The organism is Sphingopyxis sp. PET50, from assembly GCF_025244705.1.
In the GTDB taxonomy this organism is placed as follows: Bacteria; Pseudomonadota; Alphaproteobacteria; order Sphingomonadales; family Sphingomonadaceae; genus Sphingopyxis.
This window is the reverse complement of the sequence record NZ_CP104207.1, coordinates 812,087-834,700: the sequence shown is the minus strand read 5'-3', so window position 1 is coordinate 834,700 and position 22,614 is coordinate 812,087. Positions and strand designations below refer to the sequence as shown.

Annotated in this window: 20 protein-coding genes and 3 pseudogenes; 18 read left to right on the top strand and 5 right to left on the bottom strand. The window is 67.0% G+C overall.

The features are described 5' to 3' along the window. Positions 1 to 2: 2 nt before the first annotated feature. The 3 genes from N0A20_RS04350 to tpiA all read right to left on the bottom strand — a co-directional run bounded on the left by N0A20_RS04350 (position 3) and on the right by tpiA (position 3,117). Positions 3 to 1,634: a CTP synthase gene (locus tag N0A20_RS04350; RefSeq protein WP_260582769.1), complete on the bottom strand. Its 1,632-nt coding sequence runs from the start codon at positions 1,632 to 1,634 to the stop codon at positions 3 to 5. Positions 1,635 to 1,744: 110 nt separating this feature from the next. After that, complete coding sequence (secG, locus tag N0A20_RS04345) at positions 1,745 to 2,191, bottom strand: preprotein translocase subunit SecG (RefSeq protein WP_260582768.1); 447 nt, start codon at positions 2,189 to 2,191, stop codon at positions 1,745 to 1,747. 176 nt (positions 2,192 to 2,367) lie between these two features. Beyond that, the gene (tpiA, locus tag N0A20_RS04340; protein WP_260582767.1) at positions 2,368 to 3,117 is read right to left on the bottom strand and encodes a triose-phosphate isomerase; all 750 of its coding nucleotides are present in this window, start codon (positions 3,115 to 3,117) and stop codon (positions 2,368 to 2,370) included. Between the two features lie 161 nt (positions 3,118 to 3,278). On the opposite strand from tpiA, the gene N0A20_RS04335 reads away from it, so the two are divergent. The 15 genes and pseudogenes from N0A20_RS04335 (at position 3,279) to ychF (ending at position 17,895) form a co-directional block, all read left to right on the top strand. Then, a complete protein-coding gene (locus N0A20_RS04335) occupies positions 3,279 to 4,808 on the top strand; it encodes a SurA N-terminal domain-containing protein (RefSeq protein ID WP_260582766.1) in 1,530 nt (509 codons plus the stop codon). A 147-nt stretch (positions 4,809 to 4,955) separates the two neighbouring features. Further along, a complete protein-coding gene (locus tag N0A20_RS04330) occupies positions 4,956 to 5,225 on the top strand; it encodes a hypothetical protein (RefSeq protein ID WP_260582765.1) in 270 nt (89 codons plus the stop codon). Beyond that, on the top strand, positions 5,222 to 6,739 hold the full coding sequence (locus N0A20_RS04325; RefSeq protein ID WP_260582764.1) for an anthranilate synthase component I family protein: 1,518 nt from the start codon (positions 5,222 to 5,224) through the stop codon (positions 6,737 to 6,739). Before N0A20_RS04330 ends, N0A20_RS04325 begins: the two co-directional genes overlap by 4 nt. A gap of 484 nt (positions 6,740 to 7,223) precedes the next feature. Then, positions 7,224 to 8,291: an alpha/beta fold hydrolase gene (locus N0A20_RS04320; protein WP_260582763.1), complete on the top strand. Its 1,068-nt coding sequence runs from the start codon at positions 7,224 to 7,226 to the stop codon at positions 8,289 to 8,291. Then, positions 8,237 to 8,569 (top strand): annotated as a pseudogene (locus N0A20_RS20530) (alcohol dehydrogenase catalytic domain-containing protein); the annotation flags it as partial. The gene N0A20_RS04320 and the pseudogene N0A20_RS20530, both read left to right, overlap by 55 nt. Continuing rightward, entirely contained in the window at positions 8,529 to 9,296 is a 768-nt protein-coding gene (locus tag N0A20_RS04315; RefSeq protein WP_260582762.1) for an NADP-dependent oxidoreductase, read from the top strand. The pseudogene N0A20_RS20530 and the gene N0A20_RS04315, both read left to right, overlap by 41 nt. Before the next feature lie 113 nt (positions 9,297 to 9,409). Then, positions 9,410 to 10,000, top strand: coding sequence for an anthranilate synthase component II (locus N0A20_RS04310; protein WP_260582761.1), 591 nt, complete (start codon positions 9,410 to 9,412; stop codon positions 9,998 to 10,000). Then, positions 9,997 to 10,995, top strand: coding sequence for an anthranilate phosphoribosyltransferase (gene trpD / locus N0A20_RS04305; RefSeq protein ID WP_260582760.1), 999 nt, complete (start codon positions 9,997 to 9,999; stop codon positions 10,993 to 10,995). The genes N0A20_RS04310 and trpD overlap by 4 nt, the downstream gene beginning before the upstream one ends. Beyond that, positions 10,992 to 11,778: pseudogene (gene trpC / locus N0A20_RS04300) on the top strand (indole-3-glycerol phosphate synthase TrpC). Before trpD ends, trpC begins: the two are co-directional and overlap by 4 nt. A gap of 179 nt (positions 11,779 to 11,957) precedes the next feature. Further along, positions 11,958 to 12,584 (top strand): 50S ribosomal protein L25/general stress protein Ctc, encoded by a 627-nt coding sequence (locus N0A20_RS04295; protein WP_260582759.1) that lies wholly within the window; start codon positions 11,958 to 11,960, stop codon positions 12,582 to 12,584. 148 nt (positions 12,585 to 12,732) lie between these two features. Next, positions 12,733 to 13,302 carry an aminoacyl-tRNA hydrolase gene (pth, locus tag N0A20_RS04290; RefSeq protein ID WP_260582758.1) on the top strand — a complete coding sequence of 190 codons (570 nt, stop codon included), beginning with the start codon at positions 12,733 to 12,735 and terminating at the stop codon, positions 13,300 to 13,302. Between the two features lie 248 nt (positions 13,303 to 13,550). Next, a complete protein-coding gene (locus N0A20_RS04285) occupies positions 13,551 to 14,546 on the top strand; it encodes an SDR family oxidoreductase (RefSeq protein ID WP_260582757.1) in 996 nt (331 codons plus the stop codon). Positions 14,547 to 14,706: 160 nt separating this feature from the next. Further along, entirely contained in the window at positions 14,707 to 16,029 is a 1,323-nt protein-coding gene (locus N0A20_RS04280) for an alkaline phosphatase PhoX (protein ID WP_260582756.1), read from the top strand. Continuing rightward, complete coding sequence (locus N0A20_RS20525) at positions 15,989 to 16,585, top strand: alkaline phosphatase PhoX (protein WP_260582755.1); 597 nt, start codon at positions 15,989 to 15,991, stop codon at positions 16,583 to 16,585. The genes N0A20_RS04280 and N0A20_RS20525 overlap by 41 nt, the downstream gene beginning before the upstream one ends. 212 nt (positions 16,586 to 16,797) lie before the next feature. Beyond that, positions 16,798 to 17,895 carry a redox-regulated ATPase YchF gene (gene ychF / locus N0A20_RS04270; protein WP_260582754.1) on the top strand — a complete coding sequence of 366 codons (1,098 nt, stop codon included), beginning with the start codon at positions 16,798 to 16,800 and terminating at the stop codon, positions 17,893 to 17,895. Positions 17,896 to 18,346: 451 nt separating this feature from the next. On the opposite strand, the gene N0A20_RS04265 is transcribed toward ychF, so the two are convergent. Next, complete coding sequence (locus N0A20_RS04265; protein WP_260582753.1) at positions 18,347 to 18,748, bottom strand: MerR family transcriptional regulator; 402 nt, start codon at positions 18,746 to 18,748, stop codon at positions 18,347 to 18,349. Between the two features lie 96 nt (positions 18,749 to 18,844). Between N0A20_RS04265 and N0A20_RS04260 the strand changes: the two genes are divergently transcribed. After that, positions 18,845 to 19,555: a glutaredoxin family protein gene (locus N0A20_RS04260; protein WP_260582752.1), complete on the top strand. Its 711-nt coding sequence runs from the start codon at positions 18,845 to 18,847 to the stop codon at positions 19,553 to 19,555. A 37-nt stretch (positions 19,556 to 19,592) separates the two neighbouring features. Here N0A20_RS04260 and N0A20_RS04255 read toward each other — a convergent pair whose 3' ends face one another. Continuing rightward, on the bottom strand, positions 19,593 to 20,609 hold the full coding sequence (locus N0A20_RS04255) for a DUF2167 domain-containing protein (protein ID WP_260582751.1): 1,017 nt from the start codon (positions 20,607 to 20,609) through the stop codon (positions 19,593 to 19,595). A 169-nt stretch (positions 20,610 to 20,778) separates the two neighbouring features. Here N0A20_RS04255 and N0A20_RS04250 point away from each other — a divergent pair, with 169 nt between their 5' ends. Both N0A20_RS04250 and N0A20_RS04245 read left to right on the top strand, forming a co-directional pair. Further along, a complete protein-coding gene (locus tag N0A20_RS04250; RefSeq protein WP_260582750.1) occupies positions 20,779 to 22,344 on the top strand; it encodes an alkaline phosphatase D family protein in 1,566 nt (521 codons plus the stop codon). Then, positions 22,341 to 22,610: pseudogene (locus N0A20_RS04245) on the top strand (alkaline phosphatase family protein); the annotation flags it as partial. The gene N0A20_RS04250 and the pseudogene N0A20_RS04245, both read left to right, overlap by 4 nt. Positions 22,611 to 22,614: the final 4 nt, after the last annotated feature.

The following is a 22,614-nucleotide window of genomic DNA, read 5'->3' as shown; positions in this document are numbered from 1 at the left end:
TGTTACACCAGCCGGCTGTGCCTCACCGCCGCTTCGATGAACCCGGCGAACAGCGGGTGCGGGTCGAAGGGCTTCGACTTGAGTTCGGGATGGAATTGCACCCCGATGAACCACGGATGGTCAGGCCGTTCGACGATTTCGGGCAACATGCCATCGGGCGACATGCCTGAAAAGACCAAACCGCCGCTTTCGAGGCGGTCGCGATAGGCGCCGTTGACCTCGTACCGGTGGCGGTGCCGCTCGCTGATCTCGTTCGCGCCATAGACCGCCGCGACATGGCTGTTCGGCGACAGTTTCGCCTCATAGGCGCCCAGCCGCATCGTCCCGCCGAGGTCGGTGTCTGTGCCGCGTTTCTGCAGCCCCTCGGCGCTCATCCATTCGGTGATCATGCCGACCACCGGCTCGTTCGTCTTGCCGAATTCGGTGCTCGACGCGTCGGCGATGCCGCTGGTGTTCCGCGCGCCCTCGATGCACGCCATCTGCATGCCGAGGCAGATGCCGAGGAACGGAACCCCCCGCTCTCGCGCGAATTTGACGCTCGAAATCTTGCCTTCGGACCCGCGCTCGCCGAAACCGCCGGGGACGAGAATGCCGTGCATCGGCTCGAGCTTGGCGGCGAGGTCGCCGTCCTGTTCGAACATCTCGGCGTCGAGCCAGCGGATGTTGACCTTGACCCGGTTCGCCATGCCGCCATGGACCAGCGCCTCGTTGAGCGACTTATAGGCGTCGGGCAGCGACACATATTTGCCGACGACACCGATCGTCACCTCGCCCTCGGGGTGCTGCTTGCGGTCCATGATGTCGTACCAGGCCGACAGGTCGGGCTCGGCCGCATCGTGGATGCCGAAGGCGCGCAGCACTTCGCTGTCCAGTCCCTCGCCATGATATTGGACCGGCACCGAATAGATCGAATCGGCGTCGAGCGCCGGGATCACCGCTTCCTTCCGCACGTTGCAGAATTGCGCGATCTTGGCGCGCTCGCCTTCGGGCAGCGGCTTTTCGCAGCGGCAGAGTAGGATATCGGGCTGGACGCCGAGCGAGGCGAGTTCGCGCACGCTATGCTGCGTCGGCTTGGTCTTCAACTCGCCCGCCGCCGCGATGTAAGGCACCAGAGTGACATGCACGGACAACGTCTTGTCGCGCCCCTCCTCGTTCCGAAGCTGGCGGATCGCCTCGATGAAGGGCAGCGATTCGATGTCGCCGACCGTGCCGCCGATTTCGCACAGCACGAAATCGAGGTCGTCGGTTTCGGCGCGCGCAAAGGCCTTGATCGCATCGGTAACATGCGGAACGACCTGCACCGTCGCGCCGAGATAATCGCCGCGGCGCTCCTTGGTGATGATCTGCTGATAGATGCGGCCGGAGGTGACATTGTCGCTCTGCCGCGCCGCTACACCGGTGAAGCGCTCGTAATGACCGAGGTCGAGGTCGGTCTCCGCCCCGTCGTCGGTCACATAGACCTCGCCGTGCTGATAGGGCGACATCGTGCCCGGATCGACGTTGAGATAGGGATCGAATTTCCGGATGCGGACGCGATAGCCACGCGCTTGCAGCAAGGCGGCGAGGCTAGCCGCCATCAGACCTTTGCCAAGCGAGGAGACCACGCCGCCGGTGATAAAAATGAACCGCGCCATGGGAGGAGAGACTTACTCAACGGGAGGGGGACGGCGCAAGCCGTCGAATCGCGCGCCGCGGAAATAATTCCGCCGCCGCTTGCGAAGGGTCGGGCGCCTGGCGGCGCCGCTTATTTCTTGGCGGGAGCCGGCTGCTCGGCCGGTGGCGCCGCAGCCGCGGCGGCGGCGGCCAGCGGATCGTCGCTCGGCAGCGTCTGCGCCGGGGCGCCCGTCGCGGGAGCGCCGGTCGCCGGGGCCGGGCCGGTCATGCTGCCGGGCACCGCGCCGCCGCTGGCGGGCTGCGCCGACTTCGACAGCGAGGTGTCGATCGTCGAACCGCCGGCGCCGTTCACCGACGCCATCGCGGCGAGCACGATCGAAAGGCCGACGAAGGCGGTCGCTAGGATCGTCGTCGCGCGCGTCATGAAATCCGCCGCGCCGCGCGCCGACAACAGGCCCGCGGGGCTGCCGCCGACGCCCAGCCCGCCGCCTTCCGACTTCTGCATCAGGATGACGCCGATCATCGCCGCGGCAACGATGGCCTGAACGACCAGCAGAAAGGTGAAGAGGTTCGACATCAATATTTCCCGGAAAAAGGCTGGGCCGCGCCACGGCCAATCTGGCGGTGCACATAGAGAGGGCGGGCGGTTTCTTCAACCCGCAAGCTGACCCGTCGCCCCCGCGAAGGCGGGGGCCGCCTTCGGCCTTGCGCCACCCCTCTTGCGGTCCCCGCCTTCGCGGGGACGACATCATTTCAGGGAAGCCCCGCCCCCGCCGCGACGATCGGCAGGAATTTCGCCGCCGTCAGGCTCGCGCCGCCCACCAGCGCCCCGTCGACATCGCCCGCGCCCAGCAGTTCGGCGGCATTGTCGCCATTGACCGACCCGCCATAGAGCAGCCGCAGCACCTGCGCGCCGGCGCCGATGCGCTCGGACAGCGCGGCGCGGATCGACCCGTGCATCGCGGCGACATCCTCGACGGTCGGGATCAGTCCGGTGCCGATCGCCCAGATCGGTTCATAGGCGATGGCCAGCCGGGTCGGATCGAAGGCATCCGGCAGCGACCCGCGTACCTGCACCAGCACATGGTCGATCGCGCCGCCCGATTCGCGAATCGCGCGCGGCTCGCCGACGCACAGGATCACCGACAGGCCGGCGGCCAGCGCCGCCTCGGCCTTCGCCTTCACATCGGCATCGCTCTCGCCGAAACCCTCGCGCCGCTCGCTGTGCCCGACGATCGTCAGCGTGGCGCCGGCATCGGCCAGCATCGGCGCCGACACCGACCCCGTATAGGCGCCCGACGGTGCGGCATGGCAATCCTGCCCGCCGACCGCCGACCCCGGCGCCGCGGCGACCAGCGCGCCGATCAGCGTGAAGGGCGGGCAGAGCGCGACATCGACCGCCGGATAATCCTTTGCTGCGCCGAATATCGCCCCGGCCTCGGCCACCGCATCGGACAGCCCGTTCATCTTCCAGTTGCCGACCACATATTTGCGCCGCGCCATGGCTTGCTCCCTTTCGCCTGCACACTCGTCGCCAAGGCCCCTAGCGGGGTGCGCCGCCGCTGCGCAAGTCGGCTTTCCCGCCTTGATGCCGCCGCCCGACCCGCCTAAAGCCGCTCCGACCAGCGCGGCCCCCGCGCCCGTACCGAAAGAATGCCCGTTCGATGATTACCGCGATCCGCAGCCTTTTCTCCTCCACGCTGGGCAAGGTCATCGCCCTCGCCTTCATCGGCCTGATCGGCCTGCTGTTCGCGCTCGGCGATGTCGGCAATCTGAGCCTGGGCGGCGGTGTGGGCGGCGTCAATGCGGCGCGCGTCGGCGACAAGGAAATCGGCATCGCCGAACTGCGCACGGCGGTCCGTCGCGCCTACGATCAGGCGCGCGAGCAACAGCCCGGCCTGACGATGGACGCCTTCATCCAGGGGGGCGGGCTGCAGCAGACGCTCGACCAGATGATCGACGGCCTCGCCTTCAGCCAATATGCGGCCGATCTGGGCTTCGGCGTCAACAAGCGCCTCGTCGACGGCCGTATCGCCGACATTCCGGTGTTCAAGGGCGTGTCGGGCAATTTCGACCAGGCCGTCTTCACGGCCTTCCTGCGCAACAACAATATCACCGAGGCGCAGCTCCGCGCCGACATCGAACAGAGCATCTACGCCGAACAGCTCGCCGCCCCGGTCGGGTCGATGCGGCGGATCGCAGCGTCGATGGCGCAACCCTATGCCGCGCTGCTGCTCGAGGAGCGCCGTGGGCAGGCGACCTATATCCCGTCGAGCAGCTTTGCCCCCTCGGCCGATCCCGGCGACTCCGTGCTGCAGAAACATCTGGCGCAGAACCGGTCGCGCTTCAGCATTCCCGAACGGCGCGTGCTGCAATATGCCGTGTTCGACCGCAGCAGCGCGCCGGTCGCGGCGGTCACGGACAAGGAAATCGCCGACATCTACAAGGCCAATGCCGCGCGCTTCGCCGCGAGCGAAACGCGCCGCTTCATGCAGGTGATCGCGCCCGACCAGGCGACCGCCAACGGCATCGCCGCCAAGGTCCGCGGCGGCACCCCGGTCGCCGCCGCCGCGCAGGCCGCCGGCCTCACCGCCGCCTCGTCGGGCGACGTCACCCAGACCGCCTATTCGGGCATGACGAGCACCGCTGCCGCGAAGGCGGCCTTTGCCGCCAAGCGCGGCGACGTGCTGGGCCCGACGCAGACCGGCCTCGGCTGGACCATCGCGCAGGTCGAAGCGATCACGACCATTCCCGCCAAGACACTCGCCATGGCAACCCCCGAAATCCGCGAACAGATCGCCAAGAACAAGGCGAACGAAGCGGTCATCAGCTATTACAACGCGGTTCAGGACGCGGTGAACAGCGGCGCGTCGATCGAGGAGATCGCCGAGGAGCGCAAGCTCGCGCTTACCGAAACCCCGGCGATCCTGCCCAGCGGCCGCGCGCCCTCGCAGCCAGCCTTTGCCATGGCCGCCGACCTCGCGCCGCTGGTCGCCCAGGCCTTCCAGGGCGGCGGCGAAGGCGAAACCCACCTCGCGACGTTGGTCGAGAATGAGAAATTCGCCGTCTATGCGGTGAAATCGGTCGTCGCCGCGGCCCCCCGCCCTTCGCGCAGATCCGCGCCGACCTGCTCGCCGACTGGAAACTCGCGCAGGGACAAAAGATCGCCCGCGACAAGGCGCGCGCGATCGTGAAGGCCGTCGAGGGCAAGCAGAGCTTCGCCGACGCCGTCCGCGCCGCCGGTCCCAATATCGGCAGCGTCCAGACCATCGGCGGCAAGCGCGGCGAACTCGGCGCCGCGCGGCCAGCGCGTACCCCCCGAACTCGCCCTGCTCTTCTCGATGGCGCCGGGCAGCGTCAAGACGCTCGAAATCCCCGGCAACCGCGGCTGGATGGTGATCGCGCTCGGCCAGGTCGACCGGCCCGACCCGAAGAAGATCGAGCCCGAGCGCGTCGCCGCGATCGCCGGCCCGCTCGGTCCCGCCTTCGGCAACGAACTGGTCGCGCAGATGATGCAGGACGCCCGCAAGCGCGTCGGCGTCGAAGTGAACCAGAAACTGATCGACCAGCTGCGTCAGGAACTGACCGGCAGCGCCCCGGTCGGCGAGTGAGCCTCGAAGGACGTGCTGCCGCCCTCGCCGCCCTCGCCCAGGGGCGCGGCGCGGTGGTCTGGCAGCGCCTGATCGCCGATGTCGAAACCCCTGTCTCGGCGGCGCTCAAGCTGATCGAGCCGGGACGCGGCGACTGGGTGCTCGAATCGGTCGAGAGCGGCGAGACGCGCGGGCGCTACAGCCTGCTCGGGCTCGACCCCGACCTGATGTTCGAGGTGCGCGGCGACGCGGCACGCATCAACCGCGACTGGCAGCGCGACCGCTCCGCCTTCGCGCCGCTCGCCGCCCCGGCATTGCAGGCGCTGCGCGATCTGGTCGCCGAATGCCGCTTCGACGTGCCCGACGCGCTGCCCAAGGCGCTCGCGACGCTCGTCGGCTTCTTCGCCTATGAAACCATCGGTCTCGTCGAGCGCATCCCGCGCGCGGCGGGCGCGGGGCTCGGCCTCCCCGACATGGTCTTCGTGCGCCCGACGGTGATCCTCGTCTTCGACCGCCTCGCCGACGAACTTTTCCTGATCGCTCCGATCTGGCCCGACGAGGACGCGCCGATCGACCGGGCGATCGAGAGCGCCGAAGAGAAACTCGATGCCATTGCCGCGCGCCTCGCGACCGGCAATCCGCACGGCACCCGCGCGATCACCCTCGCCGATCCGGCCGCCATCGCCGCCCATCCGGCCACCAGCCCCGCGCGCTTCGCCGAGATGGTCGCCACGGCAAAGGACTATATCGCCGCGGGCGACATCTTTCAGGTCGTGCTGTCGCAGCGTTTTTCGACCCCGTTCGGCCTGCCGCCCTTCGACCTCTACCGCGCGCTCCGCCGCATCAACCCCTCGCCCTTCCTCTATTTCCTCGACCTGCCCGGCTTCGCGCTGATCGGCTCCTCGCCCGAAATCCTCGTCCGGGTCAGGGATGGCGAAATCACGATCCGCCCGATCGCCGGCACCCGCCCGCGCGGCCGCACCAGCGCCGAGGATGTCGAGAATCGCGACAGCCTGCTCGCCGATCCCAAGGAGCGCGCCGAGCACCTGATGCTGCTCGACCTCGGCCGCAACGACGTCGGCCGCGCGGCGGTGGGCGGCAGCGTGACGGTAACCGACAGCTATACGGTCGAATATTACAGCCATGTCATGCACATCGTCTCGAACGTCATCGGCCGCATCGCGCCGGACAAGGACGCGATCGACGCGCTGTTCGCGGGCTTCCCCGCGGGCACGGTCAGCGGCGCGCCCAAGGTCCGCGCCTGTCAGATCATCGCCGAACTGGAGGCCGATGCGCGCGGGCCCTATGCCGGCGGCGTCGGCTATTTCGCCCCCGACGGAAACATGGACAGCTGCATCGTGCTGCGCACCGCAATCGTCAAGGACGGCGAAATGCACGTCCAGGCGGGCGCCGGCATCGTCGCCGACAGCGACCCCGCCTATGAACAGCGCGAGTGCGAGGCCAAGGCCGGCGCCCTCTTCGCCGCGGCGCGCGAGGCGGTGCGGCTGGCCGGAACGCCCGGATATGGGCAGTAAGCTGGCGACTCACCGATAGGATATCGACCGCTCCGGGGTGGAAGGCGGACGTTCGGATAAACGCCACGCCCTCCCCTTCAGGGGAGGGCAGCGAGACTTACGAACTTGTTCGTTAGTCGCAGCGGGTGGGGTCTATCGGCCTTGCGCAAGGCCGATGGACCCCACCCCAACCCCCTCCCCTGAAGGGGAGGGGCTTTACTTCCGCCACCGCCCGCTAACTGCCATTGAACCGCCCGCGCCAGAAAAGGCTTTCCTAATAAATCCCGCCATGATCTACCCTTGCGGATGTCTGCCTCGCTTGCTCAGATCACCTCTCCGGCATCTCGCGCGCATCCCTGGCTTAAAGCGACAAAGGAGACATTCCGGACGTGTCCGTCCGTATCTTTTGTCTCCTTACGCCCAACACCCGCCATTCCCCTTCGCCCCCCACGACTACCGGCAAAGGAGGCTTATCGCGCGCCGTTAGACAGGCTAACGTTCACCCATGCGCAAAATCCTAGCCCCCCTCGCCCTGCTGCTCGCAGCCGCCACCCCCGCCCATGCCCAGGTCGAAGGCGCCACCGAAGCCGACGCGATCCTCCAGGATTTCACCTTCGCCACCGGCGAAAAACTGCCCGAACTGAAGCTCCACTATACCACCCTCGGCACGCCGCAGCGCGACGAGGCAGGCAACATCACCAATGCCGTGATGATCCTCCACGGCACCGGCGGCACCGGCAAGCAATTCTTCCAGCCGCAGTTCGCGACCGAGCTTTTCGGCCTCGGCCAGCCGCTCGACACCGCGAAATATTATGTCATCCTGCCCGACAATATCGGCCATGGCGGCTCGGCGAAGCCCAGCGACGGGCTGCGCATGAAATTCCCGCGCTACGACTATGCCGACATGGTCGCCGCGCAGCACCGGCTGCTCACCGAAAAGCTCGGCGTGAAGAGGCTGAAGCTCATCCTCGGCACCTCGATGGGCTGCATGCACGCCTTCGTCTGGGGCGAAACATATCCGGGCTTCGCCGAACGCCTTGCCCCCTTCGCCTGCCTGCCGGTCGAGATCGCGGGGGAGAACCGGCTGTGGCGCACGTTGTCGATCGACGCGATCAAGGCCGATCCCTTGTGGCAGGACGGCAATTACAGCGAACCGCCCGCGGCGGGCCTGCGCACCGCCGCGTCGCTCAGCATGATCGCGGGCGCCAACCCCTATGCGCTGCAGGCGCAATATCCGACGCGCGAGGCGGCCGAAAAATACAAGGACGAAGCCTTCGCGCGCACCTCCGGCCGCAACGACGCCAACGACACCATCTACCAGCTCGAAAGCTCGCGCACCTATAACCCCTGGGCGGACCTCGAGAAGATCACTGTCCCCGTGCTCTGGATCAACAGCGCCGACGATTTCATCAACCCGCCGCTCTACGGCATCACCGAAAAGGCGGCGCCGCGCATGAAGCGCGCCCGATTCATCCTCATCCCGGCGACCCCCGAGACCAAGGGCCACAGCACCCACACATGGGCGAAATTCTGGAAGGACGATCTCGCGAAGCTGATGGCGGAACATCCATGAAAGCCTTCGTCCTCAACCGCTACGGCGGCCCCGAAACCAGCGAACTCCGGGAAGTCCCGGCGCCCGTCCCCGGCCCCGGAGGCCTGCTCGTCCGCGTCCATGCCGCAGGGCTCAACCCCGTCGATTTCAAGACGCGCGAGGGCATGCTCAAACCCGTGCAGAGCTATAAAATGCCCGTCATCATGGGCAACGAGCTCGCCGGCGTGGTCGAGGCGTGCGGAGCGAACGTCACGGGTTTTGCGCCCGGCGACCGCATCTTCGCGCGCGTGCCCAAGGACCGCTTGGGCGCCTTCGCCGAATTCGCGGTCATCCCCGCCGATCACGCCGCGCACCTGCCCGCCAGGCTCGATTTCACGACCGCCGCGGGCGTTCCGCTCGCTCGGCCTCACCGCGCTGCAGGCGCTGCGCGACGAACTCGGGCTCAAACCCGGCGGCCGCGTCTTCATCCCCGGCGGCGCGGGCGGGGTCGGCACCTTCGCGATCCAGCTCGCCAAATGGCTCGGCGCCGAAGTCACGACGACCGCCTCGCCGCGCGGACGCGACCTCGTCGAACGCCTCGGGGCCGACCGCGTCATCGACTACACGGCGCAGGATTTCGCCAATGAAGTCCGCGACATGGACGGCGCCTTCGACCTGATCGGCGGCGACACGCTCGCAAAATGCTTCGCCGTCGTCAAACCCGGCGCGACCGTCGTGTCGGTCGCGGGCATGCCCGAACCGCTCACCGCGACGAAGGATCTCGGCCGCGGCCCGCTCCTCGCCGCGCTCTTCTGGTTTGCGAGCTTCGGCATCCGCGCGAAGGCGCGCAGGCATGGCGTCACCTACCGCTATCTCTTCATGCACCCCAGCGGCGCCGAACTCGCCGAACTGGCGGCATTAATCGAACAGAAGCGGCTCGTACCGGTGATCGACCGCGTCTTCCCCTTCGCCGCCATCGCCGAGGCGATGGCCTATCTCGAATCGGGCCACGCCAAGGGCAAGGTCGTCGTGCAGATGGTTGATTGACAACGGCTCCCCGGTGAATGCCGGGATGGCGGAACGAGGGAATAGCCCGGCTTGCGCGCTGGCAAGCTTCTATCCCTTTCCCCAATCCCGCAAAATCGCTACCGCGGCTCCCCATGATCCTCGTCATCGACAATTACGACAGCTTCACCTTCAACCTCGTTCATTATCTGATCGAGCTGGGCGCCGAGGTGCGCGTCGAACGCAACGATGCGCTGACCGCGGCGCAGGCGCTCGCCACGGGCGCCGAGGCGATGCTCATTTCGCCCGGCCCCTGCACGCCGAACGAAGCCGGGATCAGCCTCGACCTCGTCGCCGCCTGCGCCGACGCCGCGCGGCCGCTGCTCGGCGTGTGCCTCGGCCATCAGGCGATCGGGCAGCATTTCGGCGGCACGGTCCAGCGCGGCCATCTGATGCACGGCAAGACCTCGCCGGTCTGCCACGACGGCAGCGGGCTGTTCGCCGGTCTGCCCTCGCCGCTCACAGCGACGCGCTACCACAGCCTCGAGGTCGTCGACATTCCCGATAGCCTTATCATCAACGCGACCAGCGACGACGGCGCGGTGATGGGTTTCCGACACACCGAGCTGCCGATCCACGGGGTGCAGTTCCACCCCGAAAGCATCGCCACCGAACACGGTCATGCGATGCTCGCCAATTTCATGGCCGCCGCGGGCCTGCCGGTGCGCGAGCGCAAGGCCGCATGAGCCGTTTCGGTCCGCTCCCCGACCCGGCGCATCTGCTGGGTCATGACGAGGCGGCGCAGGCCTTCGCCGACATCCTCGACGCGCGCACCAGCGAGGAGGAGATCGCCGAATTTCTGACCGCGCTGTCGGATCGCGGCGAGACGATGGTCGAGATCGCCGCCGCGGCGCAGGCGCTGCGCGACCGGCTGATCCCGATCGACGCGCCCGCGGGCGCGATCGACGTCTGCGGTACCGGCGGCGACGGCCACCACACGCTCAACGTCTCGACCGCCGTCGCGATCGTCGTGGCGGCGTGCGAGGTTCCGGTCGCAAAGCATGGAAATCGTGCAGCTTCTTCTAAATCCGGCGCGGCGGATACATTGGAAGCGCTCGGCCTCGACATGGAGCGCGCCGGCCGCCTCGCCGAAGCGACGCTTGCCGACCTCGGCATCTGCTTCCTTTTCGCCGCCAACCATCATCCGGCGATGAAGCGTATCCAGCCGATCCGCACCCGGCTCGCCCGCCGCACCATCTTCAACCTGATGGGTCCGCTCGCCAATCCCGCGCATGTCACGCGCCAGCTCATCGGCATCGCCCGCCCCGCCTATGTCCCCGTCTATGCCGAGGCGCTGCACCGGCTCGGCACCGAGCATTCGCGCGTGGTCTCGGGCGACGAGGGCATCGACGAACTGTCGCTGGCGGGCGGCAACGAGGTCGCGGTGGTCAATGAAGAGGGCGTGTTCATGCAGCGCAGCCAGGCGAGCGACGCCGGCCTGCCGACGCACCCGATCTCGGCGATCCGTGGCGGCGACGCGGTCGACAATGCCAAGGCCCTGCGCGCGCTGCTTCAGGGTGCGCCGGGCGCCTATCGCGACGCGGTCCTCTACAACGCCGCCGAGGCGCTGGTCATCGCGGGCGCGGTCGACACGCTGACCGACGGGGTCGAGGAAGCCGCCGAAGCGATCGACAAGGGCCTCGCCAACGCGCTGCTCGACTGCTGGATCGCCTATAAATGAACAAGCTCACACAGATCCTCGCGACCAAGGCCGATGAGGTCGCCGAACGCCGCCAGTCGCGCTCGATCGCCGACCTCGACGCCATCGACGCCGAGCCCGGTACGCGGCTTCGCCGCGGCGCTGCAGGCCACGATCGACGCCGGTCGCTTCGCGCTGATCGCCGAAATCAAGAAAGCTTCGCCTTCCAAGGGATTGATTCGCGAAGATTTCAATCCCGCCGATCACGCCCGCGCCTATGAAGCGGGTGGCGCGGCCTGCCTCTCGGTCCTGACCGATGCGCCTTATTTTCAGGGCCATGAGGAATTTCTCATCGCCGCGCGCACGGCGTGCAGCCTTCCCGTGCTGCGCAAGGATTTCATGGTCGATCCCTGGCAGGTCGCCGAGGCGCGCTCGATCGGCGCCGACGCGGTCCTCATCATCGTTGCGGCGCTCGACGACGGCGCGATGCGCGAGATCGAGGCCGCGGCGCTCGAACGCGGCATGGACGTGCTCGTCGAGGTCCATGACGAAACCGAACTCGATCGCGCGCTGACGCGGCTCCGCTCGCGGCTGATCGGGGTCAACAACCGCGACCTGCGGACCTTCGAGACCGACCTCGCGGTCACCGAACGCCTCGCGAAGCTCGTGCCCGCCGGTACGCTGCTGGTGGGCGAAAGCGGCATCGCCACCCACGCCGACTGCCGGCGTCTCGCGGCAAGCGGCGTGAACGGCTTCCTCATCGGCGAAAGCCTGATGCGGCAGGCGGATGTGACGGCAGCGACGAAAGCGTTACTGGAGGGATAACGCCCGCTTCGGAGCGGGGAGCAGCCGTTGTTTCAAACCGTCGCCCGAAACCCGCCACCCGGCCTTCGACAAGCCAACCCTTGCCTTTCCGCCGCTCACCCGCTATGCGCCCGCGCTTCCGTCCATGGTCATCCCTGGAGGCGTGGCGGAACTGTGTAACCGAATCTCGGAGAATATATATGAGCGATCAGCTGACGCTGACGGCCGAGACGCGCGAACGCGGAGGCAAGGGAGCCTCGCGTGACCTGCGTCGCAATGGCCGCGTCCCCGCCGTTGTCTATGGCGGCAAAGAAGAACCCCTGATGATCCATGTCGAAGAGAAGCTGCTGATCAAGCAGTTGATGACGGGTCACTTCATGAACTCGGTCGTGATGATCGAGGTCGATGGCAAGAGCATCCGCACCCTGCCGAAGGACGTTGCTTTCCACCCGGTCAAGGATCGCCCGATCCACGCCGACTTCCTGCGCATCGCCAAGGATGCCAAGGTCCATGTCGCGGTGCCGGTGCAGTTCGTCAACGAGGAAAAGTCGCCCGGCCTGAAGCGCGGCGGCGTGCTGAACATCGTGCGTCACGAGCTGGAACTGGTCTGCGACGCGGCCAGCATCCCCGACGACATTTCGATCGACGTCACCGGCTTCGACGTCGGCGATTCGATCCACATCAGCCACGTGGCCCTGCCCAAGGGCAGCGAGAGCGCGATCACCGACCGCGATTTCACCATCGCGACGATCGTCGCTCCGTCGGCGCTGAAGTCCAGCGACGGCGACACGACCAAGGACGACGGCGAAGCCGCCGCCGAAGCCTGAGATACCAAGCTCTAGCCCCTCCCCTTCAGGGGAGGGGTTGGGGTGGGGCTTGCAACGTGGCGCAAGGCCGAATGGCCCACCCCGCTGCGACTGGCGAACAAGTTCGCAAGTCTCGCTGCCCCTCCCCTGAAGGGGAGGGGAGTTTTTTATGCAGCTCTGGGTCGGCCTCGGCAATCCCGGGCCCCAATATGCGATGCATCGCCACAATGTCGGCTTCATGGCCGCCGACGTCATCGCCGACGTGCACGGTTTTCCGGCCCCGGCGAAGAAATTTCAGGGCTGGCTGCAGGACGGCCGCATCGGGCGGCACCGCGTCCTGATCCTGAAACCCGGCACCTTCATGAACGAAAGCGGGCGCAGCGTGCGCGCCGCGCTCGATTTCTACAAACTCGCGCCGCAGGACGTCACCGTCTTCTACGACGAGCTCGACCTCGCGCCGATGAAGATCAAGGTCAAGCAGGGCGGCGGCGCGGCGGGGCACAACGGCATCCGCAGCATGATCCAGCATATCGGCGACGATTTCCGCCGCGTGCGCATCGGTATCGGCCATCCGGGGCACAAGGACCGGGTGACCGGCCATGTGCTCGGCAATTATCACAAGAGCGAAATGGAACCGCTGGCCGATCTGCTCGGCGCGATCGCGGCCGAGGCGGCGTGGCTGGCGGACGGGGACGATGCGCGGTTCGTGAGCGACGTGGCCCTGCGGCTGCAGGGGTAGTTCGGGCGCATAACCGCTTTCGGGCGGGAGCGGACGCTCGTTCTCCCCTCCCTGCAAGGGAGGGGCTGGGGGTGGGTGGCCGCCGAAGGCGGCGCTCTTCCTCTTGCTCGCTACGCTCGCTACCCACCCCTAATCCCTCCCTAAAAGGGAGGGGAATGTCTTATATCCACCCCTAAGCGGCCAGTTCATACCGGATTTGGCGCTCGCACCGCTTTCATGCATGATGGCCTCCGAAAGGAGCCGCCCTCATGCCCCAACCCGCTTCCCCCAATCGCCGCCAGTTGCTCGCCGGCGCCGCCGCGCTGACCGCCGCCGCCCCTGCCCTGCTCCGCGCCGCCGAGCCGCTGGCACCCGATGCGCTGAAAGGGCGCACGGTGCTGATCACCGGCACATCGAGCGGCTTCGGGCGGATCGGCGCGCTGCTTTACGCGAAGCATGGCGCGAAGGTGATCGCGACGATGCGCAACGTGCCGCGCCCCGAGGCCGAATCGCTCGCGGCGGAAGCGAAGAAGGACAAGCTCGACCTGCATATCGTCGAGATCGACGTCACCGACGACGCCTCGGTCGCGCGCGGCACCGCCGAGGCGCTGACGATCGCGAACGGACGCATCGACACGCTGGTGAACAATGCCGGCATCGGCATCACCGGCCCGGTCGAGGTGCAGGACATGGAGGCGACGAAGGCGATCTTCGAGACCAACATCCTCGGCATCCAGCGCATGCTGCGCGCGCTGCTGCCGCAGATGCGCGCCGCGAAGGCGGGGCAGATCTTTAACATCTCGTCGCAACTGGGGCGCGTGATCGTGCCGGGCGGCGGCCATTATTCGGCGACAAAGTTCGCCGTGGAGGCGCTGTCCGAACAGCTTGCCTATGAGCTGGTGCCGCACGGGATCGACGTCACCATCATCCAGCCCGGCGGCTATCCGACCAGGGTGTGGGTCAACCGCAACACTTATACCGGCGCGCTGAAGGCGCGCAGCGATGCGGAACTGCTCAAGGCCTATGAGCCCTTCACGCGCGGCATGGGGACCGAGGACGGCAGCGGGCGCAGCGCCGACCCCGCCGACGTGCCGCGCGCGATCGCCGAGATCATGGCGATGCCCGCGGGCACACGACCCTTGCGCCGCGCGGTGCATCCGGGCGCCAAGCCGCAGGAGGCGATCAACAAGGTGTCGGCGGAGGTGCAACTCGCCTGGCTGGGCGACAGTGCGCTCGGTCCGCTGATCAGGGCGGTGCACGACTGACGCATTTCCGCGCGGCCCGCCCCGCCTGTCAAAACTTTGTAATATAACTCCTTTCTCCATGTCATGGGGACGCCATGCGGCTGACATGCCGCTCTGCAATCGGGAGCCACCTGATCGGGACCGACGAGTCCCGGGGCCAACCGAGAACAGGGGATACTGCATGTCACATCTTACCGACGAAGCCCGCGCGCCCTATCGCGGCGAGACCGAAGTCGATTACGCGCCCGACAGCCTGGAGGCGATCGTCGCCAAGAACCCGTCGCGCCGTTCGCTGCTGCGCGGCGGCCTGTTCGGCCTGTCGATCATCCCCGCCGCGGTGCTCGCGGGCTGCGACGACGACGATGGCGCGCCGCCGGTCACCGTGACGCCCACCCCGACGCCGACTCCCACGCCGACGCCCACTCCGCCGCCGAGCTTTGCCGTGAATTTCACCTCGGTCGCGGCGAACCAGAACGACACGGTCACCGTGCCCTCGGGCTACACCGTCGACGTGCTGCTGAAGGCCGGCGACTCGGTCGAGGTCGGCACGCCCTATTCGGGCAGCTTTCCGTCGAGCGCGGCGGTCGCCGACAAATGGGTCGGCGGCAACCATGACGGCATGGAATATTTCACCCTGGCGGGTGTCGATCCCAATGTCGGCGGGCTGCTGGCGATGAATTACGAATATCCCGATTTCAACATCCTGATGGCGACCGTCCCCGACATCGCGACCGCGAGCCCCGAGCAGAAGGCGCTCGCGCTGTCGGCGGTCGGCGTCGGCGTCGTCGAGATCGCCAAGGGCAGCGACGGCAAATGGGCGGTCAAGGCCGGATCGGCGTTCAACAAGCGCTACACCGGCAACAGCAGCTATCGCGCCGGCGGCCCTGCCGCAGGCCTGCTGTCGGGCACGATCAAGGGCATGCTGAACAATTGTTCGAGCGGCCGCACGCCGTGGGGCACCTACCTCACCTGCGAAGAGACGATGGACAATTATTTCGACCCCGCGCAGCCCGCGACCAACTATGGCTGGGTGGTCGAAATCGACCCGCTGAACGAACTCGCGCCGCCGACCAAGCGCACCGCGATGGGCCGCTTCAACCACGAAAACGTCGCCTTCATGACGAACAGCGACCGCCGCGTCGCCTTCTACATGGGTGACGACAACACGCCGGGCTGCATCTATAAATTCATCCCCGACCGCGCCTTCAGCGCCAGCAACCGCGCCGCGAATACCGATCTGCTCGACTATGGCACGCTCTATGTCGCGCGCTTCGACGGCGACGGCAACGGCCAGTGGCGCGCGCTGGTCGTCGGCCAGAACGGCCTGACCGCCGCCGCCTCCGACCCCGGCAACGTCAGCCAGAGCACGACGCCGTCGGCGCCGACGCCTGCGGTCTTCAACAATCAGGCCGATGTGCTGATCAAATGCCAGTCGGCGGCGCGCGTCGTGCGGCGGCACGGTGATGGACCGCCCCGAATGGATCACGGTGGCGCCCGACAATAAGGCGATTTTCGTCACGCTGACCAACAACAGCGGCCGCCGCGTGACCGACGCCGCCAACCCGCGTGTGAGCAACCTGCACGGCCACATCATCAAGATGCGCGAAACCGGCGACAGTCCGCTCGCGACGAGCTTCACCTGGGAACTTTTCCTGCAGGCGGGCGACCCCTCGCTGTCGTCGGGCGGCGCTAACCTCGTCGGCAACATCAACGGCGATACCTTCTCCAGCCCGGATGGCCTCCGCATCGACCCGCAGGGCCGCATGTGGGTGCAGACCGACCACAGCGTCCCCGGCAGCTCGGGCGTCCCGGGCACGACGATCGACCAGGCGTTCGGCCACAATGCGATGTTCTATCTCGATCAGGGCAGCAAGCAGTCGAAGCGTTTCCTGGTCGGCCCGGTCGGCTGCGAGATCACGGGCCTCGCCTATACCCCCGACCTGACGACCTTCTTCGTCAACATCCAGCATCCGACGGGCGACTGGCCGGTCGCCGACCAGGAGCCGCGCTCGTCGACCATTGTCGTGCGCCGCACCGACAACCAGCCGGTCGGCAACTGATCGCGCCTCGCCCGCTCCCGCACCCGGCGGGAGCGGGCGGACGCTCGCACCGCCGCCCGCCGGATCGGGAACCGCAACGCCGTCCGGCTCGAAGCCGCGCCCCAAATCTTCCGTTATCGCCTCGGCGGCGCCCGCATAAGGGTGGCGCCCGAACCCACTTGGCGCTAGGGGCGCGTGCGACCCCGGCCACCCGCCGGGCTGACGGAGTTTCTATGGGTTTCAAATGCGGCATCGTCGGACTGCCCAATGTCGGCAAGTCCACCCTGTTCAACGCGCTGACCGAAACGCAGGCGGCGCAGGCGGCGAACTATCCCTTTTGCACGATCGAGCCGAACATCGGCAATGTCGCGGTGCCCGATCCGCGCCTCGACAAATTGGCGGCCGCGGCGGGCAGCCAGAAGATCATCCCGACCCAGCTCGCCTTCGTCGATATCGCGGGGCTGGTGCGCGGCGCGTCGAAGGGCGAAGGGCTGGGCAACCAGTTCCTCGGCAATATCCGCGAGGTCGATGCGATCGTCCATGTCCTGCGCTGTTTCGAGGATGACGACATCCAGCATGTCGAGAACCGGGTCGACCCCGTCGCCGATGCCGAGACGGTCGAGACCGAGCTGCTGCTCTCCGACCTCGAAAGCCTGGAGAAGCGGGTCCCCGCCTTTCAGAAAAAGGCGACGGGCGGCGACAAGGAGGCCAAGGCCGCCGTATCGGTGCTGGGCCAGGCGCTCGAATTGCTGCGCGCCGGCAAGCCCGCGCGGCTGACCGAGCCCAGGGATGTCGAGGAAGAGCGCATCCTGAAGCAGGCGCAGCTGCTGACCACCAAGCCCGTCCTCTATGTCTGCAACGTCGAGGAAGCGAATGCGGCCGCCGGCAATGCCCACAGCGAGGCGGTGTTCGTACGGGCGAAGGCCGAGGGCGCGCAGGCGGTGATCGTGTCGGCGGCGATCGAGAGCGAGCTGGTCGGCATGGATACCGACGAGCGCATGATGTTCCTCGAGGAGATGGGGCTGCACGAAACCGGCCTCGCCCGCGTGATCCGCGCCGGGTACGAACTGCTCCACCTGCTGACCTTCTTCACCGTCGGGCCGAAGGAGGCACGCGCCTGGACCGTGCACACGGGCGCCACCGCGCCCGAGGCCGCGGGCGAGATCCACAGCGATTTCCAGAAGGGCTTCATCCGCGCCGAGACGATCGCCTATGACGATTATGTCGCGCTGGGCGGCGAAGCCAGGGCGCGCGAAGCCGGCAAGCTGCGCGCCGAAGGCAAGGCCTATGTCGTGCAGGACGGCGACGTGATGCATTTCCTGCATAGCTGAGCCGGCTTGCCGGCGGGTCGGTGCTTGTCGGTGCTTAAACTCACAAAAGTCCCGCACGCGCGCCTCCGGAATGTGTCTTTTGTGGCCCTAAGGCGACAAAGGATACGGATGCGTTTGTCGAAACTGTCTCCTTTGTCGCCTCAAGAAGCGGTTTGCGGAGGCTGGCGATTTCAAAGAGCCGGAACCGACGCTGGCACAGCGCGATAATGTAGGACAGCGCTTTTTTTTCGGTGGTCGTGTCGGCTTCGAGGTGGGGAGCGGACATAAAGCCCCTCCCCTTCAGGGGAGGGGTTGGGGTGGGGGCCATCGGCCTTGCGCAAGGCCGATGGCCCCCACCCGCTGCGACTAACGAACAAGTTCGTAAGTCTCGCTGCCCTCCCCTGAAGGGGAGGGCCTGATCTATTCCAATGTCCGCTCCCGCCCGAAAGCGGCCTTCGCCGGGACCGGCTTGCTACGGCTCAAACGCCGCCAATATCGGGCACGGCCCCTTGTCGTTTGCCGCGCATTGGTCGGCGAGGCGCGCGAGCGCGGCGCGGGTTTCGGTCATTTGGGCGATCCTGGCGTCGAGCGCTTCGATGCGCCGGCGCGCGAGGCGGCGCACCTGCACGCGGTCGTCGCCTGCTTCCAGCGCGAGCAATTCGCCGATCTCTTCCAGCGTGAAGCCGGCCCCCTGCGCGGCGCGGATGAATTTCAGACGGCGAACATCCTCCGCGTCATAGCGGCGAATGCCGGCGCCCCAGCCATCTCCGCCACTGCGCGCGGGCGTGCCCATCAGGCCGCGGCGCTGATAATAGCGGATCGTCTCCACTCCGACGCCGCCCGCGGCGGCCAATTTTCCGACGGTGAGCTGCATCGCTTGACTCCGTACCATGGTACGGATGCCATATGGGGGCCATGACACAGGACACAAGCACAATCGCTCAGCCACCCGACGGCTATTCTCCACCGCATGGTCATGCCGGGCCACACCTGTCCTTATGGCCTGAAGGCGCGGCACCTGCTGAAGCGCAAGGGTTTTACGGTCGACGACCGCTGGCTGACGACGCGCGAGGAGGTCGACGCGTTCAAGGCCGAGCATGGCGTCGGGACGACGCCGCAGACCTTCATCGGCGGCGTTCGCATTGGCGGCTACGACGATCTGCGCCGCCATTTCAGGCTGAAGGTCGCGGACCCCGACGCCGTCAGCTACCGGCCGGTGATCGCGCTGTTCGCGATGACCGCGCTGATGGCGCTCGCGTCGAGCCATGCAGCGTTCGGCAGCCCCTTCACCCTGCGCACCGCCGAATGGTTCGTCTCGTTCAGCATGGTCGTGCTCGCGCTGCTGAAATTGCAGGACGTGGACAAATTCGCGACGATGTTCCTCAACTACGACCTGCTCGCGCGCCGCTGGGTACCCTATGCGAGCCTTTATCCCTTTGCCGAGGGGCTGGTAGGCGTGCTGATGACCGCGCACGCCCTGCCCTGGCTGTCGATCCCGCTCGCGCTGTTCATCGCGACCATCGGCGCAGTATCGGTGTTCAAGGCGGTCTATATCGACCGGCGCGACCTCAAATGCGCCTGCGTCGGCGGCAGCAGCAGGGTGCCGCTGGGCTTCGTCTCGCTGACCGAAAATCTGATGATGATCGGCATGGCGCTGTGGATGCTCGCGATGCTTCGCTGACCTTTTGAGGGCTCAGCTTCCAGAGGGTTTGACCGGATCATCGTCCGCATCGACGACGGAAGGCGCGGCGGCATGGCTCTCGTCCTGCCATTCGGCGGCGTCGAGCGCGGGCTTGCGGCCGAACAACCCGCCGATCGCGTTGCGGAACGCCGCGAACAGCGCGACGATGCCGATCAGGATGAACTTGCCGAACTTGGCGATCACCGCGAAAAGCCCGACCTTCTTCGCCACCGCCGCGGCGCCGCCTAGCCGCGACCAGTCCCGCGAGGCCATATTCGGCCTTTTTGTCGGTCGACGGATTATAATCGGCGTAGCGGGCGCCGGTGCGGAAGCTGCCGACATTGGCGAAGGTCTTGGCGGCCTCGTGCACTTCGCCCAGCTGGCTCATGCCCGCGAGGATGTTCATGCTGAGCACGCCCGAACGGCCGAGCAGGCGGATATCGTAGTTGAGCGTGTCCTCGGTCGAGCCGTCGAACTTGATGTCGCGCGCCCAGACCAGCGAATGATTCTGCGCGTCATAGGTCGGTGCCTGCGCCCAGCGCTGCAATATGCCCGCCGGATAGCCTTCGGCGCGGGTGATCGGCGCCTGTTCCTCGTCGGCGGCCTTCATGTTCGCCAGCATCTCGTTGTAGTCGATGGTCTTGGCATCCTTGTCGGACACATAGCCCGTGTCCTCGAAGGTGATCACCGCCGACCAGGTGTCGTCGACGAAACTCTTGCCCTTGGGAAAGACCATGCCGAGCACGCCGGTCGCGGAACCCGGCGGGTTGCGCCAGACATCGACCAGGATCGTGCGCGCATCCTCCGGCCCGACGAAATAATAGGCGTCGCCCAAATTGAGGTCGGCGTTGGCCGAGGCGATATGCACCGTCCCCGTCTGGCGCTTCATCGACGTCATCAGCCGCTCTGCCGCCGCGCGCCGCGCCTCGATCGCAACCTGGTCGGCGGCGGCGCTCGGCGCGGTGGTGGCGGCGGCCGCCATCGGCGTCAGCGCGGCGAGCGCCGCAGCCCCCGCAACGGCGAGCGCGGCACGAAAATTCGGCAACAGGATCATGATCTTTCCCCCCGGATAGATACATGCTGTGTTTCAGAAAGACGGGCGCGCCGCAAGCCCGATCGCGCGCCGCGCTGCAACCCTGTTGTCACGATCCCCGCACATTGGGATTCGCACCTTGCTGGGCTATGCCCCGTGGACAACGAATCATCAGATAATGGGAACTGCCATGTTTAACCGCCGCTCGTTTCTGGCCGGTGCGACGCTCGCCGGGCTGGCCGCACCCGCGATCGTCCGCGCTCAGGGCCTGCTTCGCGACTTTCCGTTCAAGCTCGGCGTCGCGGCGGGCGATCCGGCGAGCGACGGCTTCGTCATCTGGACGCGTCTCGCCCCGGAACCGATGGAACGGCACGGCGGCATGCCGCTGGCCAATGTGCCGGTCGACTGGGAAGTCGCGAGCGACACGGGATTCCGCGACGTCGTCGCCAAGGGGACCGAACTGGCGCGGCCCGAGCTCGGGCACAGCGTCCATGTCGAGATCGCCGGGCTGCAGCCCGACCGCCCCTATTATTACCGCTTTACCGCAGCGGGCGAGCGCAGCCTGCGCGGCCGCGCGCGCACCCTGCCCGCGCCGGGCGCCAAGGTCGAGGCGCTGAAATTCGGGGTCGCCGGATGCCAGCATTATGAGTCGGGCTTTTACGGCGCCTACCGCCATCTCGCCCGCGAGGAACTCGCCTTCGTCTATCATTATGGCGACTTCATCTATGAATATCAGCAGGACTATCTGTACGACAGCGGCCTGCCGATCCGCCCGGTGCGCCGCTATGCGCAGCGCGCGCTGATCGACCTCGACGATTTCCGGAACGCCTATGCCCAGACGCTGCTCGACATCGACCAGCAGGCGGTGCGGTCGGTGCATGCTCACCTGTCGAGCTTCGACGATCACGAGATCCGCAACGACTGGGTGTCCGACATCGACAATTGGAAGATGGGGCTCGACGGCAACGATCCCGACGCGGCGCCGCCCGAGGTCTTCATGCTCAAGAAGCAGGCGGCGATGCAGGCCTGGTACGAGCATATGCCGGTGCGCAAGGCGCTGCTCCCGCGCGGCGGCATGGTAGCCGCGCACCGCGAGTTCCGATATGGCGACCTGATGGCGATGCAGCTGCTCGACACGCGGCAATATCGCAGCGATCAGCCGTGCGGCGACGGCTTCAAACCCGCCTGCGCCGAAGTCTCCGGCAAGGACGCGCAGGTGCTCGGCAAGGCGCAGGAGGATTGGCTAGCGCGCAACCTTGCCAGGGGCGGAGCGACGTGGAACACGATCGCGCAGCAGGTGACGATGATGTCGCTCGATCGCCGCCGCAAGCCCGACGAACCCGCGAAGATCCTGAACCTCGACAGCTGGGCGGGGTACGAGGCGCCGCGCGAGCGCATCCTGTCGCGCTTCGCGGGCCTCAAGAATTGCGTGGTGCTGACCGGCGACGAGCATCAGAATTTCTGCGGCGACCTGGTGCTGAAGGACAAGGTGGTCGGCGCCGAATTCGTCGCGACCTCGATCTCGTCGGGCGGCGACGGCAGCGACAAACGACAGGGCACCGACGACTGGCTCCAGCTCAATCCCGAACTGAAATTCGCGAACGATCTGCGCGGCTATCTGGTCTGCGAGGTGGGGCGCGAGGCGTGGCAGACGCATTTCATGGTCGTCGACAAGGTCACCACGCCCGTCAACACGCTGTCGAAACGCGCGACGGGCGTGGTCGAGAATGGCGTCGCCGGGATCAGGATGGCATGACCCGCGTCCTCGGTCTCCTGATCGCGTTTCTGCTGGGCGGCGCCGGGCCCGCGCGCGCCGGCGAAAGCGGCCCACGGGCACCGGTCACGATCCTGATCTCGATCGACGGATTCCGCGCCGACTATCTCGGTCGCGGCATCACACCCCATCTGTCGAAGCTGGCCGCGGAAGGGGCTTATGGCAAGCTGCGTCCTTCCTTTCCGACCAAGACCTTTCCCAATCATTATGCGCTGGTCACCGGCAAGCGGCCCGACAGCAACGGCATCGTCG

Excerpts from the sequence above, each read along its gene's own strand:
- N0A20_RS04350 (WP_260582769.1), bottom strand. The coding sequence starts at position 1,634 with ATGGCGCGGTTCATTTTTATCACCGGCGGCGTGGTCTCCTCGCTTGGC.
- secG (WP_260582768.1), bottom strand. The coding sequence starts at position 2,191 with ATGTCGAACCTCTTCACCTTTCTGCTGGTCGTTCAGGCCATCGTTGCC.
- tpiA (WP_260582767.1), bottom strand. The coding sequence starts at position 3,117 with ATGGCGCGGCGCAAATATGTGGTCGGCAACTGGAAGATGAACGGGCTG.
- N0A20_RS04335 (WP_260582766.1), top strand. The coding sequence starts at position 3,279 with ATGATTACCGCGATCCGCAGCCTTTTCTCCTCCACGCTGGGCAAGGTC.
- N0A20_RS04330 (WP_260582765.1), top strand. The coding sequence starts at position 4,956 with ATGGCGCCGGGCAGCGTCAAGACGCTCGAAATCCCCGGCAACCGCGGC.
- N0A20_RS04320 (WP_260582763.1), top strand. The coding sequence starts at position 7,224 with ATGCGCAAAATCCTAGCCCCCCTCGCCCTGCTGCTCGCAGCCGCCACC.
- N0A20_RS04310 (WP_260582761.1), top strand. The coding sequence starts at position 9,410 with ATGATCCTCGTCATCGACAATTACGACAGCTTCACCTTCAACCTCGTT.
- trpD (WP_260582760.1), top strand. The coding sequence starts at position 9,997 with ATGAGCCGTTTCGGTCCGCTCCCCGACCCGGCGCATCTGCTGGGTCAT.
- N0A20_RS04295 (WP_260582759.1), top strand. The coding sequence starts at position 11,958 with ATGAGCGATCAGCTGACGCTGACGGCCGAGACGCGCGAACGCGGAGGC.
- pth (WP_260582758.1), top strand. The coding sequence starts at position 12,733 with ATGCAGCTCTGGGTCGGCCTCGGCAATCCCGGGCCCCAATATGCGATG.
- N0A20_RS04285 (WP_260582757.1), top strand. The coding sequence starts at position 13,551 with ATGCCCCAACCCGCTTCCCCCAATCGCCGCCAGTTGCTCGCCGGCGCC.
- N0A20_RS04280 (WP_260582756.1), top strand. The coding sequence starts at position 14,707 with ATGTCACATCTTACCGACGAAGCCCGCGCGCCCTATCGCGGCGAGACC.
- N0A20_RS20525 (WP_260582755.1), top strand. The coding sequence starts at position 15,989 with ATGGACCGCCCCGAATGGATCACGGTGGCGCCCGACAATAAGGCGATT.
- ychF (WP_260582754.1), top strand. The coding sequence starts at position 16,798 with ATGGGTTTCAAATGCGGCATCGTCGGACTGCCCAATGTCGGCAAGTCC.
- N0A20_RS04265 (WP_260582753.1), bottom strand. The coding sequence starts at position 18,748 with ATGCAGCTCACCGTCGGAAAATTGGCCGCCGCGGGCGGCGTCGGAGTG.
- N0A20_RS04260 (WP_260582752.1), top strand. The coding sequence starts at position 18,845 with ATGGTCATGCCGGGCCACACCTGTCCTTATGGCCTGAAGGCGCGGCAC.
- N0A20_RS04255 (WP_260582751.1), bottom strand. The coding sequence starts at position 20,609 with ATGATCCTGTTGCCGAATTTTCGTGCCGCGCTCGCCGTTGCGGGGGCT.
- N0A20_RS04250 (WP_260582750.1), top strand. The coding sequence starts at position 20,779 with ATGTTTAACCGCCGCTCGTTTCTGGCCGGTGCGACGCTCGCCGGGCTG.